Source organism: Exiguobacterium sp. SL-9 (assembly GCF_004336985.1).
In the GTDB taxonomy this organism is placed as follows: Bacteria; Bacillota; Bacilli; order Exiguobacteriales; family Exiguobacteriaceae; genus Exiguobacterium.
This window is the reverse complement of the sequence record NZ_SJUO01000003.1, coordinates 63,144-78,996: the sequence shown is the minus strand read 5'-3', so window position 1 is coordinate 78,996 and position 15,853 is coordinate 63,144. Positions and strand designations below refer to the sequence as shown.

At 51.9% G+C, this 15,853-nt stretch carries 18 protein-coding genes and 1 riboswitch; of the genes, 2 read left to right on the top strand and 16 right to left on the bottom strand.

Features of this window, described 5'->3' with window-relative positions; genetic code table 11:
• Window positions 1–36: 36 nt before the first annotated feature.
• Entirely contained in the window at window positions 37–1,374 is a 1,338-nt protein-coding gene (locus tag EVJ34_RS09015) for a sugar phosphate nucleotidyltransferase (protein ID WP_161566914.1), read from the top strand.
• On the opposite strand, the gene EVJ34_RS09010 is transcribed toward EVJ34_RS09015, so the two are convergent.
• The 8 genes from EVJ34_RS09010 to EVJ34_RS08975 form a co-directional block, all read right to left on the bottom strand.
• Window positions 1,295–2,335, bottom strand: coding sequence for a type I phosphomannose isomerase catalytic subunit (locus tag EVJ34_RS09010; RefSeq protein WP_131485368.1), 1,041 nt, complete (start codon window positions 2,333–2,335; stop codon window positions 1,295–1,297). The two genes, EVJ34_RS09015 and EVJ34_RS09010, sit on opposite strands and share 80 nt — an antisense overlap.
• A gap of 187 nt (window positions 2,336–2,522) precedes the next feature.
• The gene (rbsB, locus tag EVJ34_RS09005) at window positions 2,523–3,434 is read right to left on the bottom strand and encodes a ribose ABC transporter substrate-binding protein RbsB (protein WP_131485367.1); all 912 of its coding nucleotides are present in this window, start codon (window positions 3,432–3,434) and stop codon (window positions 2,523–2,525) included.
• 22 nt (window positions 3,435–3,456) lie between these two features.
• Complete coding sequence (locus EVJ34_RS09000) at window positions 3,457–4,422, bottom strand: ABC transporter permease subunit (protein ID WP_131436005.1); 966 nt, start codon at window positions 4,420–4,422, stop codon at window positions 3,457–3,459.
• A 1-nt stretch (window position 4,423) separates the two neighbouring features.
• Window positions 4,424–5,902 carry a sugar ABC transporter ATP-binding protein gene (locus tag EVJ34_RS08995; protein ID WP_131485366.1) on the bottom strand — a complete coding sequence of 493 codons (1,479 nt, stop codon included), beginning with the start codon at window positions 5,900–5,902 and terminating at the stop codon, window positions 4,424–4,426.
• A gap of 11 nt (window positions 5,903–5,913) precedes the next feature.
• On the bottom strand, window positions 5,914–6,303 hold the full coding sequence (gene rbsD, locus EVJ34_RS08990; protein ID WP_131436009.1) for a D-ribose pyranase: 390 nt from the start codon (window positions 6,301–6,303) through the stop codon (window positions 5,914–5,916).
• Window positions 6,303–7,187, bottom strand: a complete 885-nt coding sequence (rbsK, locus tag EVJ34_RS08985) for a ribokinase (protein WP_131485365.1) — start codon at window positions 7,185–7,187, stop codon at window positions 6,303–6,305. The genes rbsD and rbsK overlap by 1 nt, the downstream gene beginning before the upstream one ends.
• A complete protein-coding gene (locus EVJ34_RS08980) occupies window positions 7,184–8,167 on the bottom strand; it encodes a LacI family DNA-binding transcriptional regulator (protein ID WP_131436013.1) in 984 nt (327 codons plus the stop codon). Before EVJ34_RS08980 ends, rbsK begins: the two co-directional genes overlap by 4 nt.
• A gap of 97 nt (window positions 8,168–8,264) precedes the next feature.
• Window positions 8,265–8,819, bottom strand: coding sequence for a GNAT family N-acetyltransferase (locus EVJ34_RS08975; RefSeq protein ID WP_131485364.1), 555 nt, complete (start codon window positions 8,817–8,819; stop codon window positions 8,265–8,267).
• 67 nt (window positions 8,820–8,886) lie between these two features.
• On the opposite strand from EVJ34_RS08975, the gene EVJ34_RS08970 reads away from it, so the two are divergent.
• A complete protein-coding gene (locus EVJ34_RS08970; RefSeq protein ID WP_131485363.1) occupies window positions 8,887–9,333 on the top strand; it encodes a DUF4385 domain-containing protein in 447 nt (148 codons plus the stop codon).
• Here EVJ34_RS08970 and EVJ34_RS08965 read toward each other — a convergent pair whose 3' ends face one another.
• From EVJ34_RS08965 to tenA, 8 genes are all read right to left on the bottom strand, one after another.
• On the bottom strand, window positions 9,334–9,771 hold the full coding sequence (locus tag EVJ34_RS08965) for a GNAT family N-acetyltransferase (RefSeq protein ID WP_131485362.1): 438 nt from the start codon (window positions 9,769–9,771) through the stop codon (window positions 9,334–9,336).
• Between the two features lie 87 nt (window positions 9,772–9,858).
• Window positions 9,859–10,308, bottom strand: a complete 450-nt coding sequence (locus EVJ34_RS08960) for an OsmC family protein (protein ID WP_131485361.1) — start codon at window positions 10,306–10,308, stop codon at window positions 9,859–9,861.
• 45 nt (window positions 10,309–10,353) lie between these two features.
• Window positions 10,354–11,919, bottom strand: a complete 1,566-nt coding sequence (locus EVJ34_RS08955) for a GGDEF domain-containing protein (RefSeq protein WP_131485360.1) — start codon at window positions 11,917–11,919, stop codon at window positions 10,354–10,356.
• A gap of 133 nt (window positions 11,920–12,052) precedes the next feature.
• Window positions 12,053–12,688 carry an SDR family oxidoreductase gene (locus EVJ34_RS08950; protein ID WP_131436025.1) on the bottom strand — a complete coding sequence of 212 codons (636 nt, stop codon included), beginning with the start codon at window positions 12,686–12,688 and terminating at the stop codon, window positions 12,053–12,055.
• 23 nt (window positions 12,689–12,711) lie between these two features.
• Window positions 12,712–13,350 (bottom strand): thiamine phosphate synthase, encoded by a 639-nt coding sequence (gene thiE / locus EVJ34_RS08945; RefSeq protein ID WP_131485359.1) that lies wholly within the window; start codon window positions 13,348–13,350, stop codon window positions 12,712–12,714.
• Complete coding sequence (thiD, locus tag EVJ34_RS08940; RefSeq protein ID WP_131485631.1) at window positions 13,322–14,158, bottom strand: bifunctional hydroxymethylpyrimidine kinase/phosphomethylpyrimidine kinase; 837 nt, start codon at window positions 14,156–14,158, stop codon at window positions 13,322–13,324. Before thiD ends, thiE begins: the two co-directional genes overlap by 29 nt.
• Window positions 14,158–14,946 carry a hydroxyethylthiazole kinase gene (gene thiM / locus EVJ34_RS08935; protein WP_131485358.1) on the bottom strand — a complete coding sequence of 263 codons (789 nt, stop codon included), beginning with the start codon at window positions 14,944–14,946 and terminating at the stop codon, window positions 14,158–14,160. The genes thiD and thiM overlap by 1 nt, the downstream gene beginning before the upstream one ends.
• Complete coding sequence (tenA, locus tag EVJ34_RS08930) at window positions 14,943–15,617, bottom strand: thiaminase II (protein ID WP_131436031.1); 675 nt, start codon at window positions 15,615–15,617, stop codon at window positions 14,943–14,945. Before tenA ends, thiM begins: the two co-directional genes overlap by 4 nt.
• An 82-nt stretch (window positions 15,618–15,699) precedes the next feature.
• A riboswitch (TPP riboswitch) is annotated at window positions 15,700–15,804 on the bottom strand.
• Window positions 15,805–15,853 lie beyond the last annotated feature (49 nt).

Below are 15,853 nucleotides of genomic sequence, written 5' to 3'. Positions count from 1 at the left end.
CCTCCATAATTTTAAATGAGAAAGGATGTCTCGCCTATGAAACTCCTCTTATTATCAGGTGGATCCGGAAAGCGTTTATGGCCACTTTCAAATGATGTCAACTCCAAACAATTTATCCGGCTGTTAGACGATGGGAATGGTGCAAAGCAATCGATGATCGAACGTGTCTTTCAACAGTTAAACGATATGGATTTTGCAAAAGACGCGTATATTTTGACGAATGCCCAGCAACAGGACGCCATTGTTTATCAGATTGGGACGGAAGTAAACATTATCACGGAACCTAGTCGACGCGACACGTTCCCTGCTATCGTTTTAGGCGCCAGTTATTTAAATGAACAACAGATTGATTCGGACGAGACCATTTTAGTTATGCCGGTGGACGCCTATGTGGATACACGTTTCTTTAAATATTTTCCGCAAATCGACAAAGCTGTTCAACAGAGCAACGGGGCGATTCATTTGATTGGGGTTACCCCACTCCATCCGACTTCAAAGTACGGATATATCGTTCCGAACGAAACAACACAAGTCTCATCCGTACGACTCTTTCAAGAAAAACCTGATGTAGAGGTCGCCAAAGCACTTATTCAACAAGGTGCGCTTTGGAACTGCGGGGTGTTCGCTTGTAAACTCCACACGTTATTGGACCAATTAAATGAATTACAGCTCCCCCTCACGTATAGCGAACTATCGCCACATTATGATCAGCTTGAAAAAACTTCGTTTGATTATGCCGTGGTCGAACACGCTGAATCAGTGTTTGTTCATCGATATAACGGATATTGGAAAGATTTAGGAACGTGGAATACATTAACTGAGGAAATGACTGAAACAAGCCACGGTCAAGTCGAATTGTTTGATTCAGAAAATACACATGTAATTAATGAATTGAATTTACCGTTGCTTGGAATCGGCTTAAATGATCTTGTCGTCGCAGTGAACGCCGATGGAATTTTAGTAGCAACCAAGGAATCGACTCCTCAATTAAAAGATTATTTAGCTGCCTCAGATCATTATCCGAAATTTAAATGGAAACGTTGGGGCCAGTCGGAAGTGATTCATCACGAAACACTTGCTTCCGGTCACTACAGCGTCACACGCCGAATGTTTGTACATGCGGACAAAGAATTGAGTTATCACTATCACGAAATGACAGATACAATTTGGACAATCTTACAAGGAAGTGCGGTAGTAACCATCGATGGACAAACGTTCGAAGCCAAACCGACGGATGTCATTACGATCAAAAAAGGAGCAGCCCACACGCTCAAAGCACATGAAAACCTTATTCTTATTGAGGTGCAACATTCGGAGACGCAGACACTTGATGACGTTTGCGCTGTGCCACTCCCGCAGGATAGACGGTCGTGACGCGATGTGTCGTTGGAACGGGGATTTCACTTGTGATTACTTCCACCTGGCCAGTAATCGAGTGAGGTCCTTTTCCCTTGGGGATAAAATAATGTTCTCCCGCTTGGATTTTTCGCCCACCCTCTTTACTGTGGACGTACCCGTGTCCAGAGAGGACAGATAATAATTGGAATGTCTCAGATTGTTCTAACGCGAACGAAGCGCCATCAACTTGATATCGGCGAATCGTAAAAGCTGGTTTCGAAATGAGCTCTGTCATTCTTTCAGCTGGTAAATTTGTTTGAATTAAATCACGAGTCTGTAATTCCGGAATTGTCATGACTTCAATTGCTTTATCGATGTGAAGTTCGCGAAGCATACCAGCATCATCCGTTCGTTCAAAATCATAAAGACGGTATGTGCGATCGCTCGTTTGTTGAATTTCTAGAAGTACAATCCCTGGCCCAAGTGCATGAACCGTACCGCTAGGAATATAAATAAAATCTCCTTTCTTTACGGAGCGCTTTTTTAAGCGAGTCGCCCATTCTTTATTGTCAACGCACGTATAAACCTCTTGCCTCATTCGGAATGTGTGTCCAATAATGATTTCAGCACCCGGTTCTGCATCCACTATATACCAGCACTCATCTTTTCCAAATTCTTCTTGCTCCAATTTTTGAGCTTGCTCATCATTCGGATGAACCTGTACCGATAAATATGAGCGTGCATCTAACAGTTTGATATGAAGAGGAAAGGTCTCAAACGGGTAATGACCGAATAAGGCAAGTCGTTCCGTTTCCCATAGATGTGCAAGTGTCTGACCGATATACGGACCGTCTTCAAACACCGTCATGCCATTCGGATGAGCTGAAACGCCCCAACATTCACCAATATCGCCTGGCGGTAGTTCAAAATCAAATAGCGTCTCTAATTGACGTCCTCCCCAAATACGATGCTTGAATACCGGTTTGAGTTTATACATACAAGTTGCGTTTCCATAAAAGAGAAACGACTCCTCCTTTCGAATATAATTATTCTAAATATACCCTTAATAAGGCATCTTTTACTCATTTTTTCCCAACTCAATATGCTTATTACACAATTTATGAATAAAAAAAACTCGCTCTCAATCGATTAAAAAATCTGAAGAGATCGAGTCTGCTGACTATTTATTTAATTAACTCGAGATCGACTGGGATATTCTCTTCCACTGTCTCCCCTTTTAAGTGGTTCACAGCGGCTTCGACACCGAGCTTTCCGATTTCGGTCGGTTTTTGAGCGACCGTCGCAGCCATCGTTCCGTCTTCGACCGCCTTGACCGCATCATCCGTCGCATCAAAGCCGATGACTTTCACGTCTTTCAATCCTGCACTGTTGAGCGCCTGCACGGCACCGAGTGCCATTTCATCGTTGTGCGCGAATACGGCGACGATGTCTTTATTGTCTTGGAGGATATTCTCCATAACCGTCAACCCTTGAGCGCGGTCAAAGTTCGCCGATTGTTTGGCAACGACATCGAGCTTTCCATCGATTGCTTCGTTAAACCCTTGGCCGCGATCACGTGTCGCTGACGCCCCAGGAATCCCTTCAAGTTCAATAACTTTCCCACCTTCGCCGACGAGTTCGACCATGTACTCACCAGCAAGTTTTCCGCCAGCGACGTTATCTGACGCCACGTGTGCGACGACATCGCCTGACTCGGCGTTCCGGTCGACCGTGATGACCGGGATGCCCGCATCGTTCGCACTTTGAACGGCCGCGCCGACTGCTTCCGAATCGGTCGGGTTGATGAGAATCAAATCCATCCCTTTTTGAATCATGTCTTCGACGTCGCTCACTTGTTTGGCCGCGTCATTTTGAGCGTCCGCCACGGTGAGTGTCGCGTCGAGTTGCTTCGCTTCTTCTTCCGCCCCGTCTTTCAATGCGACGAAGAACGGGTTATTTAGTGTCGAAATCGAGAGCCCGATTTTGAAGTCCCCATCTTTTGTCTCTTGCTCCGAACTTGTCCCCGGTTGTTCCGTCGAACAAGCCGCCATGACGACCATTGTCAATACGAGTAGCCAAGCTGTCCATTTTTTCATCTTCCGTTTCCCCTTTCGATGATTAAGCGTTTTGTTTCCGATCGAGCAATACCGCGAATAAAATGACGGCCCCTTTGACGACGAGTTGGAAAAATGACGAGACGCCAAGAAGGTTCAAACCGTTGTTCAACGTGCCGATAATGAGCGCCCCGATGAGCGTCCCGACAATCCAACCACGCCCTCCAGCAAGACTCGTTCCCCCGAGAACGACCGCCGCGATGGCGTCAAGTTCATATGACGTCCCGGCCGTCGGTTGGGCCGAGTTGAGACGCGACGTCAAGATAATTCCTGCGAGCGCTGCCAGCATACCCGACAACGAGTAAATCATGACTTTGACTTTATTGACCCCGATGCCCATCAGTTTAGCGGCTTCCTCGTTGCCACCGATCGCGTACGTGTGGCGACCGAACGTCGTCTTTTTCAAAATGAAATAGAGGACGCCGAACGCGATCAACATCGTAATCGCCGGTACCGGGATAATCCAGAAATAGCCACGGCCGAGCATCTCGAACCACGTCGAGTCGCCTAAACCGGTAATCGGACGACCATCCGTATAGACGAGCGTCAAGCCTCGGTAAATCGTCATCGTCGCCAGTGTCGCGATGAACGGTGCGACTTTTCCGTACGTGATGACGGCACCGTTGAATGCACCGAGCACAGCTCCGGCAATCAATCCAAGTGCGATCGCCATAATCGCGTGTTGCCCATCGACCATCATACCGGCCACAAACGCCGACGATAGCGCCAGGATCGAACCGACCGACAAGTCGATGCCGCCTGTCAAAATGACGAACGTCATCCCGAACGCAATCAGCGCGTTGATCGAGACTTGGCGTAAGACGTTAAAGATGTTGTTCAATGAGAGAAAACCTGGCTCGAGCGCGGTCACCACAACGATGATGGCGAGCAAACCGAACAACGGTCCAAGTTTTTGCCCCCAACCAAGCTTTTGCGGTCGCCCTAATGCAGTCGCTGCTTTCAATTCCATATCATTGTCCCCCTGTCGCGTATGTCATGACTTTTTCTTGCGTCGCCTCGTCTTTCGTTAACGTCCCCGTGACGACGCCTTCTCGCATGACGACAATCCGGTCACTCATCCCGAGCACTTCAGGTAAATCGGACGAGACCATGATGATGGCGACACCCGATTCAGCGAGTTCACTCATGATCGTATAGATTTCTTTCTTCGCCCCGACGTCGACACCGCGCGTCGGTTCATCGAGAATCAAGACGTCCGGCTCGGCGCCGAGCCATTTACCAAGGACGACTTTTTGTTGGTTCCCACCCGAGAGCGACTTCACTTTTTGCTCCATCGAATGGTGCTTGACGCGCAGTTTTTTCAAATACCCGTCCGCGAACTGCTCCTCTGCTTGACGCGAGATGATCGTCCCTTTCGCTCGTTTGTCGAGCGTCGGCAGCGATAGGTTTTCGCGCAATGAGAAGTCGAGGAGCAACCCCTCGCCTTTCCGGTCTTCCGTCAAAAAGGCGATGCCGTGTCGGATGGCGTCGACTGGCTGCTTGATCCGGATTTCTGTACCGTTCAATTTGACGATGCCGGCTTTGGCCCGGTCGGCTCCGAACAAGGCGCGCATCACCTCGGTGCGTCCGGCTCCCATGAGTCCCGAGAACCCGACAATCTCACCAGCCCGAACGTCGAACGAGACATTGTGGAACCGGTTACCTATCAATCCATCCACTTCAAGGACAACGTCTCCGATGGTCGCGTTGCGATCCGGATACCGTTCGCCAATCTCACGTCCGACCATCTCTTTCACGATTTCTTCAAACGATGTGTCGTCGATGCGGTGTGTCCCAATTGACACCCCGTCGCGGAGGACGGTGATGCGGTCGCACAGTTCAAAGATTTCTTCCATCCGGTGCGAGATATAGATGATGGATACACCTTGGTCCCGTAACGCCCGCGACACCGAAAATAACGCGCGAATCTCTCGGTCGGTCAAGGCGGCAGTCGGCTCATCCATGACGATGACTTTCGCATCCGTCATGAGTGCCTTCGTGATCTCGATCATCTGTTGTTGGCCGACAGACAAGTTCTTGGCGAGCTCATCGACTTCCATGAACACGTTCAGTTCCGCTAAGTACTCTCGTGCCCGTCGTTTCATCTCTTGCTGTTTGATGACACCGAACGGACCCGTCAATTCTCGACCAAGGAACAAGTTTTCCATCACCGTCAATTCCGGTAGTATGTTCAACTCCTGATGAATAAAAGCGATACCTGCTCGTTCGGCTTCTTTCGGATGTTTAAACTGACGTATGGCCCCATCGATGACCACTTCGCCTTCATCCTGTGCGTGAAGACCGGTCATGACTTTCATGAGCGTCGACTTCCCGGCCCCATTTTCGCCCATCAACGCATGAATTTCGCCGGGTAACAATTCGAAGTCGACGCCTTTCAATACACTGACCGGACCGAACGACTTATGGATGCGCTTCAACTGGATGTGCATCGAACCCCTCCTTAAAATAAAACGCCGGCGTGCAAAATGACGTTCGCGTACGGTGTCGCTTCCCCTGTTCGAATGACGACTTTCGCCTGTTCGACTTCGCGTTTGAACGCCTCGTGCGAGCACGTTTTCACCGTGTCGAACCGTTCAGTCAATGCTTTGGCGATCGGTTCGTTCTCGGTGAACATTTCATCGGCTACGGTGATCTGTTCGATGACCATGTCCGCCTCGACGGCATCGAGCACATCGAGAAATGATGGTTCGCCTAGTCGGAGCGCCAAATCGACTCGCGCCACACCGTTAGGAATCGGTAATCCGCAGTCCGCGATGACAATCGTGTCCGTATGCCCCAAGTCGGCAAAAATTTTCGTCAAATGACTATTGAGTATTCCATGTTTTTTCATCACACTCGCTCCAATCGTCTTGTGACATCATCTCGTTTCGGCATGCCGCCTTGGGCTCCGAACCCTTCCACACTCAAACCTGAAGCGACGACGGCAAACCGCGCAGCTTCTTGTAACTGGTTCCCTTCCACGAGGGAAACTGCGAGAGCACCGTTGAACGTATCCCCAGCCCCGGTCGTATCGACGACGTTGGCCGAAATCGCCGGGATGTGTTGAATCATCTCACCGTCAAAGAAACGGACGCCGTTGACGCCTTCCGTCACAATCAGCTTGTTCGGATAGCGCCGCAATAGATCTTCAAGCGGCATATCCCCAAACAAGTCACGGCACTCATGCTCGTTCGGTGTCACGTATGTCACATTCTCAAACAATGTATCCGTGAGCGCTTGTGACGGCGCCGGGTTCAACAGGACCGGGATGTTGCGGGACCGGCAGTATGCACTCACTTGTTCAACCGTCTCCATCGGAATCTCGAGCTGGAGCAAGACGAGTGTGTGTTCATCAAGCAATTGGTCGAGCTCTGTCTCTGTGAAACGCACTTGTTTGTTCGCCGATTGGACGACGACAATCGAATTATCGCCTTCGGCGAGCACGATGTGCGCCGTCCCAGTCACTTCGTCATCGATTGTCTGTAAGTGGCTCGTTCCGACTCCGTTCTGTTCAAAGTTTTGGTTTATACGCTGTCCGAATTCATCGGACCCGATACAACCGACCATCTCGACTTGTGCTCCGAGTCGGGCGGCAGCCACTGCTTGGTTGGCCCCTTTTCCACCAGGTACTGTCTGGAACGTCTGCCCGATAACAGTCTCTCCTGCATGCGGACGTTTAGCTGTCGTGACAACTAAATCCATCGATACACTTCCGATGACCACAATCCGGTTCATGTGTCATGCCCCTTTCGTTTCGTCGTCTGTCGTTCCGTCAACGTGACAGGTAACAAGATTTCTTTCGTCGCCGTCTCTTTTTTCTCAATCAAATCAAGGAGTCGCTCTGTCGCGCGACGTCCCATCTCATAAATCGGTTGCGCGATCGTCGTGAGCGGGGGCGACGTCATCTCGCCGAGCTCAATCCCGTCGTAGCCGATGATTTGTAAGTCTTCCGGCACCCGTACGTTCCGACGTAATGCTTCCTGCAACACGGCGGCGGCGATGACATCATTGGCGGCAAACACCCCATCGAACGGCCAATGCTCATCAAACAACGTTTGGGACGCAGTGAGTGCCTCTTTGAACGTGAAACTCGAATGCGTCATGCCAACGAGATGCTCGCCCGCCACATCAAGAAAGCCGTCGGTCCGGCGCTTTACCGTTTGAAGATGCTCAGGGCCCCCGATATGAGCGAGCCTTGTCGCACCACAACTCAACAATGTCTCGGCTGCGAGCCGTCCGCCCTCGTACCCGTCCGAGATGACGGCATCGATCCCGGATTTGACGATACGGTCGAGCGCGACCATTGGTAACTCTAACTTTTCATAGTTCGGATTGTCCGAATGGTTCGTCGTGATGATCAGCCCATCGACATGCATCGTCTGGAGCGCGATCAAGTACGTCTGTTCTTTCGCAAGTTGCTCGTCCGTGTTGCACAGAACGACTTGATAGCCGTGTTGATTCGCCACGTCTTCGATGGCTCGGGCCAGCTGTGGAAAGAACGGGTTGGTGATATCCGGCATAATCAAGCCGATCAAACCCGATGTTTTGGTGAATAAGGAACGAGCGACCCGGTTCGGCGCGTAGTCGAGCTCGGCGATGGCCCGCTCGACGGCTTCCCGCGCCTCTGCACTCACATAGCCGTTATTGTTCATGACACGGGACACGGTCGCGACAGAAACGTTCGCCCGTTTGGCCACTTGTTTGATTGTCGCCATCTCGGCCCCTCCTTTTGGTAACGCTTACAAACACATCATAATGTGTAACCGGTTACATATCAAGTATTAATTTTTCTGCATTCAAAAAACGTCTGACTCATCGTTGAGCCAGACGTTCCTCATACGTTTCTTTCGTCACGACATAGATGAGGCTTTGGACGGTACGCCCGTCTAAGCGCGTCAACTGTTGAGGTGTCGTGAACGCGTACGTGAAACCGGTCTTCTCGACGACACGACGTGACTGGTCGTTGAAGTCAAAGTGACCGCACCAGATGCGTTCGAGGCCGAGGTCCTCAAAACCGTGTCGCATCACTTCACGGACAGCTTCCGGGATATAGCCTTTTCCCCAGTAGGTCGGGCTTAACACGTAGCCAATCTCGCGCTGCCGGTCATGCTGAATCTCTGGGTCCGGACGGCGATCATGCAACCCGAGACTGCCGATGACCTCACCTGTCTCTTTTAACGTAATCGCCCAAACATCTTGGTCTTGTTGAAATAGTCGGATGACGTCGCGTGTCTCGTCGACCGATTGATGCGGCGCCCAACCCGCCTTCGGCCCGACCCGCTCGTCTTTCGCATAGTCAAACATCGGTTCGGCATCCTCGAGTTGAAATGCCCGTAGCCGGAGTCGATCTGTAACAAGTTGAATCATAGTGTTCTTCCTTTCTGTCGTTTCCCTCGGATTCGTTCCGGGAATGAATCCATGAGGAGGGATCACGATGCCGTTTGATTATGATTTAGATTTTGACACGATTGATTTCCGCAAACAACCCGGCCTGTATCGGGTCGGACGCGGCGAGCAAGGTGTGTTGCTCGTCGAACCTTATAAAAGTGAGATTTTGCCACATTGGCGCTTCAAAACGCCCGACATCGCTCGACAGTCTGCCGATGAGATCATGGAACTGTTCGAAAAATACCGAGCCGCTGATGATTTTGTCGGCATGGATATGGCTCGCAAATTCATCCAAATGGGCTATACCCGGGCGAGACGTTACGCCAACTACAAAGGCGGCCGCAAATATAAAGACGATGGTGACATCCACGACCGACAAATCGACGAGGAAAAAGCGGAATCGGCCCGCATCTTCAAAGAGCGATGGGACGAGATTCGAGCTGACGCGGACTACTTGAAACGAAAAAAAGCCCATCAGAAACAGTACGGCTGATTATTGGTTCATGACAAGAAAACAGGTCTGCTTTTTTTCAAACGACGCGACATGTCGAAACCCTAGCTGCTCATAAAGATGGATGGCCCGTCGATTGAACGCGGCCACTGTCAAGCGGAGTGGTTTGCCTTCACGCGCCGCTTCTCGCATCACCATCCGAACGAATTGGCGGCCATGCCCTTGGCCGGTTCGGTCAGGATGCATGCCGAGGCCGATATCGGTATAGGTGTCGTCGTAGACGTATGTATCATTCGGCACTTGAGCGTAAACGCCCAGACAATAGAAGCCGATCAACGCCCTGTCATGGACGGCTCGGTACGCCATCAGTTCATCGAGCCCTTCTGCTGAGGCTTCTTGGTTATAGAAATCATATGGTGCCTCGTACGTCCACGCTTGAATCGCGTGGGCGTCTTGTCGCGTCATCGGGCGAATGTCCATGACAACCTCCTTTCTCACATCTCCTTTTGTTCGTGTTCAGGGGCGTAAATTCCTCCATGCATCAAAAAAGGATGGGTCGCCCCATCCTCACTTCCGTGTCCACGTCGCCGTGATATCGACATCGGCCGCGTGCATCAAATTATTGATTGGGCACCGGGCCTCGACGCCTTTCTGGAGCGCCGCAATCCGTTCATCCGACTCAGTCGTGTCGAGAACGATGTTGATGTGTACTTTTTCAAAATACGTCCGCACCCCTTCGACGCCTTGGAAGCCGCGCGGGTCGAGTGTTCCTTCAGTCACGAACGTCACCCCGTCGTAGTTGAAGTCTTGATCTTGAGCCACGTAAGCGATCATGATCGTCGTACACGATGATAACGCTCCAAGTAAGTATTCGAGCGGGTTCGGACCGGCGTCCGTCCCGCCGAGACGTTCCGGCTCATCGACAACGAACGGTTCGAGGTCACGCACGTGCACTGTCGTCTTCACACTCGTCGCTTCCCCTTCAGCACGCATCGTCACTAACGGTTTTTCAGTCATCTCGTCTCCTCCTCTATCATCACACTATCTTCCTTACCGTTCCCGTTATCTCGGTCCGTGTAACACGTCATCATAAATCGCATAATCATTTTTCCCTTGCTGCTTGATTTGATACATCGCCTGGTCGGCTTTATGAATGAGTGTGTCCAAGTCAGCCCCTTGCTCCGGTGAGACACTGACTCCGATACTCGCGCGAATCGGAAGCGTCTCTCGTCCGAGCCGGAACGGCCGCTCCGTCAACAGCGACTGCAAGCGCTCGACGAACGCGACGATGTCTTCGGTCTCAACGTGCGTCAAATAAATATAAAACTCATCTCCACCGACGCGCGAGGCCAGTCCCGTGTCCGGTGTCGCTGTCTCGAGCAGTGCGCCGATATGAATGAGAAAATCATCGCCGACTTGGTGGCCGTATGTGTCATTGATTCCTTTAAAACCATCGAGGTCAATCACAACAAGAGCGACCGAGTCTGCGTGCAATAGCGCTTGATCGGCCTGTTCATAGAACGCCCGGCGATTCGCAAGTTTCGTGAGCGGGTCGTGATAGGCAAAGAAACGAATCGACTGTTCGGCTTCTTTGAATGTGTGGACGTCTCGAATCAAAATCATGCCGTGGATTTTCTGGTCGATATAGACGAAATCACCATCGATGACAACGTAACGCTCTTGTCCTGACTTCGTCAGAATCTTCGTTTCGAACTCAAGAAACTTCTTGTGTGCTTGGAAATGTTGGCTGTAGTGATCACACCATTCTTCCCGTTTCTTCTCAGGTAACAAGTCGACAAAGCGTTCATTGACGACGCGTACCGTATGGAACAACATGCGCGCGGCCGGGTTTGCACTCTCGATGCGACCGGTATCATCGACGAGCAGGATTGCCGATGGGTTCAAGTTGTAGAGCGTGCTATACCGTTTAGCATATGAAGCAAGGAAGTCAAGCCGATTCATCGCCACTACGAGAACGACCGCCCAGACGAGTCCACCGTACATATACCCATACGGTGGCATGCTTCCGCGGAACTGGAAATAACCGAAGATGATGTCCCAGATGAGAACGGCGACAGCCGTCCAAATGAGCATGCGCAAGACGCGTTGATGTTCGAATCGGTTAGCGCGTTTGAGTGCGTAGACGAGCAACAGGATGATCAAGAAATGAAAGATGTTGCCGACGGTCATTGTCGTCAAATATGACGCATTGAACTCAGGGTAAATCCAAACACCAACTTGGTCGAAGCGCTGACTGTTCAAGATGTTCTCTTGGCGGATAAACGTCAACGCGACCGGGACGAGTGGTAAATAAATGACATACGGATACATCCATTTTGGCAGTTTCGCCCCGACACCCGTCACTTTGAAGATGAAGTGGACCGAACAGACGAAAATCAAAATGCCGGCGTTACCGAACCAATAGGTGACGAAGGCGGGACTCGCTTCAATCGGGGATAAATGGCGCCCGAACTCGGCCAAGAACAACATCGCATAGCCAAACACAAACAAGCTGAGCAACCGATGCTCGACTCGGCGTGGATTGCGGAGTAACACATCAAGGGCAAGGTGGCTCAATAAAAATGCCGGAAACAAATACACGGCCATATAGAGGAACAATGTGGTCACGAATAGACCCCTTTCTTCTGATAAATCCATCTTTATATTTTCTATATCGGTCGAAACGATTCCTTTCTCGAGTTCACGGACAATTCCATACAAAAAGCGAGTGGACCAAGTCCACTCGCTGTCGTCATCTCGTTTATAATGTGTCTTTAATTGACGTGTCGCCTTTGACGAGATCAATTGCTTTATTTTTCGCGTTGTCGTGCCCAATCACGTGAGCGAGGAACGCTGCGACGTCCGCACGTGGGACTTCGCCCGTGTCGACGTCCCCCACCTTCACGTTGTCGGTACCTGCGTCATCGGTGAGAGCACCTGGGCGGACAATCGTATACGTGAGCCCGCTCTCCTCAAGCAGACGATCGGCATGGTGTTTCGCGACGTAATATGGCTTCATCTCTTCCGGCCACGCCGAACGATCTTCCGCCTTCAAAGCGCTCACCATGACGAACTGTTTAACGTTCCCATTCGCCTGAGCCGCCTCGATACTTTTTGCCGCACCGTCAAGGTCGATCAAGAGCGTCTTGTCAGCCCCGGTACTGCCACCCGAACCGGCTGCGAAGACGACCACGTCCATGCCAGACATCGCCTGTTCAAGTGACGAGACGTCGCCTTCTAAGTCGCCTAACACGGCTTGGTAACCTTTTGACTTGAAGTCATCAAGTTGCTCTTGTTTGCGAACCATGGCCGTGACTTGATGTTTCCCTTCCTCGTGCAATCGTTCCATAAGTTGTTTCCCAATTTGTCCATTTGCGCCTATTACAAATACGTTCATCTGTCTTCCTCCTCGATTTGAATTCAGAGACAAGCGAAACGCCGTGTGGCTAAAGCCACATCCGGTGCAGAAGCGATGGACGAGATGACGGCAACGCCGTCCGCCCCGTCTTTCCGAATTAGCGGGACGTGTTCCGGTAAAATGCCACCAATCCCCACGATTGGCAGCTCGCGATACGTGTCTCGAACTTGACGGATGAGCACTGTACCATTGACTGCCCCGGCATCTTCTTTCGAATGTGTCGGGTAAACCGGTCCGATGCCTACGTAATCCGCATATTCAATCGCCGCAGCCGCTTCTTCGATCGTATGAACCGAGACGCCGAGCCATTTGCCCGGGCCAATCCGTTCCCGAACGCGTGCAGCCTCGGCATCGTCTTGCCCGATATGCACGCCGTCCGCATCAATGCGTTCTGCCAAGGCGACATCGTCATTGATGATGAACGGGACGTCGTACGAACGACAAAGCGTCTGCAGCGCTCTCGCCATCGTTTCTTTTTTATCCCCATACAGTGCCTCTTTACCTTTTTCACGAAATTGAAAACATGTCACGCCACATTGGAGTGCCGTTTCGACCGTCTGAAGTAAATCTTTTGTATTCGGTGTCCCACAAACAAAGTAGAGACGCAACTGTTCAGCGATGGTTCGTCGTGATGGATTCAATCGTCACATCCTCCTCTCCATACATCGCATATGCCCAATGGTTGGTCGGCCCATGCCCGGCGCCGATGTCGAGTCCGTGAGAGATGGCGCTTTGGATAAAGCGCTTGGCGGTCACCGTCGCTTCTAAGATGGAATACCCTTTGGCAAGTTCCGCCGTGAGTGCGGCTGAAAACGTACAACCGGTGCCGTGCGTATCGTTCGTCTGGATGCGCGGAGTCGACAATATGAACGCCCCCGACTCCGTCATGACTAAGTCTTCCGCAGATTCACCTTCCATGTGACCACCCTTTAAAACGACAGCGCGCACGCCGTACGTTAACATTCGCTCCGCTGCCTCAAGACGGTCTTCAAAAGTCCGAATCCTCATCCCGGTCAACACTTCCGCTTCTGGCACGTTCGGTGTGACAACGGTCGCGAGCGGCAAAAGAGACGTCTTGAGCGCCTCGACCGCAGAATCTTGAAGGAGCGAGGCCCCTCCTTTCGCAATCATGACCGGGTCGACGACGAGCCGGTTCAACGCGTGACGACGCACCCCGGCAGCGACTACCTCGATACGCGCCGCATCGAACAACATCCCGGTCTTGCACGCCGCAATCGTAAAGTCTGAACCGATTGCATCGAGTTGCTGTGTGACGAGTTCTGGAGATATCGCCTCGACTCCGTGCACTCCGCATGTGTTTTGTGCCGTGACAGCCGTCAAGACGCTCGTTCCGAACACCTCGAGCTCTTGGAACGTTTTCAAATCGGCTTGGATTCCTGCGCCACCGCCTGAATCCGAACCGGCAATCGTCAATACTTGGGGCCGCATCATGACACTACCTCGATTCGATCACTCGGCAACTCGACGGCTGTCATCTTGCCGAGTTCGTTCAAGAAATGAACGGGGAAGTCGCCCGGTCCGTCAGCCAAAGCGGTTGCTAGTTCGCCGCACCGGGCATAGCCGGCGAGTGCTGTCGCCGTAGCCGTGACCGCATCACGTTCGACTGCGAGAAACGCACCGACGACGGCACTCAGTAAGCAACCGGTCCCTGTCGTCCGAGCCATCGCTTCGGTGCCGCCTTTGATTTCAATCGTCACGTCCCCGTCGCTGACGACGTCCGTCTCTCCCGTCACGGCAATGACACAGTTGTAGCGCCGGGCCGCCTCACGCGCGATTTGATTCAAATCGTCCCGCGTCTCGCCCGCATCCACGCCGCGTGATGCCGCGTCGAGACCAATCAATGTCGCGATTTCCCCGGCATTCCCACGAATGACCGTCACGCGGACTTGCTGCAGAATCGCCTTGGCGACGTCGCGTCGGAATGAGGTCGCCCCGACCCCGACCGGATCAAAGACGACCGGACGACCCGCTTGATTCGCCGCCTGACCGGCTCGAATCATCGTACGTTCCGTCATCGCATCGAGTGTACCGATATTGAGCACGAGCGCATCGCTCACAGATGCCATCTCGGCCACTTCTTCGACAGCAGACGCCATGACCGGGGCCGCACCGATGGCGAGCAACCCGTTCGCTGAAAAGTTGGCGACGACGATATTCGTGATGTTGTGGATGAGTGGCCGTTCGGACCGAACGTTGTCCCATAGATCTCGCTTCATCGTCTCACCCCCGTCGGTAACGTCCATGACTCAAGCGTCCATGCCATTTCCCAAAATGCATGTTCATAATAGCAACTCTTCAAGAACAGTTGTTGATACCGAAAACGTTCTTCCGCCGTCGCTTGTCCGGCGAGCACGTCGAGCCGCTCAATCTGCTCTTCGACGAGGTCGCGGAACCATTCCGAGCCGTACGTCGCAATCCACGTCGCATAAATCGGGTGATCCGGGGTCGCGTCTTTCATGCGTTCGCCAATCTCGTAATACACCCAATAACACGGCAAAATTGACGCCAGTACATCACCGAGCGTCGGACCGGCTTGTTGCATATGGAGCGCATAAGCGTAAGCTGTCGGTGCAGGCTCAAACGTCGCCCACTCTGCCTCCGTGACGTCGAGCAACGTGAAAAACTCACGATGTAATGCATGTTCCGCTTCGATGGTATGAAGCGCGTGTGTCAAAAAGCGGCTCGCCACTTCCATGTTGGGGGCGAGTGTCGCCCCTTTCGCCTGCACTTTTGAGAACTGGTTCAAATAGTATGAGTCTTGCATGACGTAATGCCGAAATTTCGCCTCATCAAGTTCACCCGTTCCGAGTTCGCGGACGAACGGGTGATCAAAACTGGCTTGAAACAAAGCATCTGCCTCTTGTCGAAGATGTGCGGTAAATGTCATTCATGTCTCCTCCTTTGTGATCAAAAAAGACGCCGCCTCCCATAACGGAAGCGGCGTCGGATTTACACAAAGTGTACGAAAACAATCGGTTCGCCCACTTCCCTACGCTAGCGTGAACTAGATCAGGTTCAAAGGGTCTGGACCTCGTCCATCTCAGCCGCGTCACGCGACTCCCCTAGTGGTAAACATTATGAAATTTGGTCGTCTACGACCACATCATATCAGTCTTTCCTCGT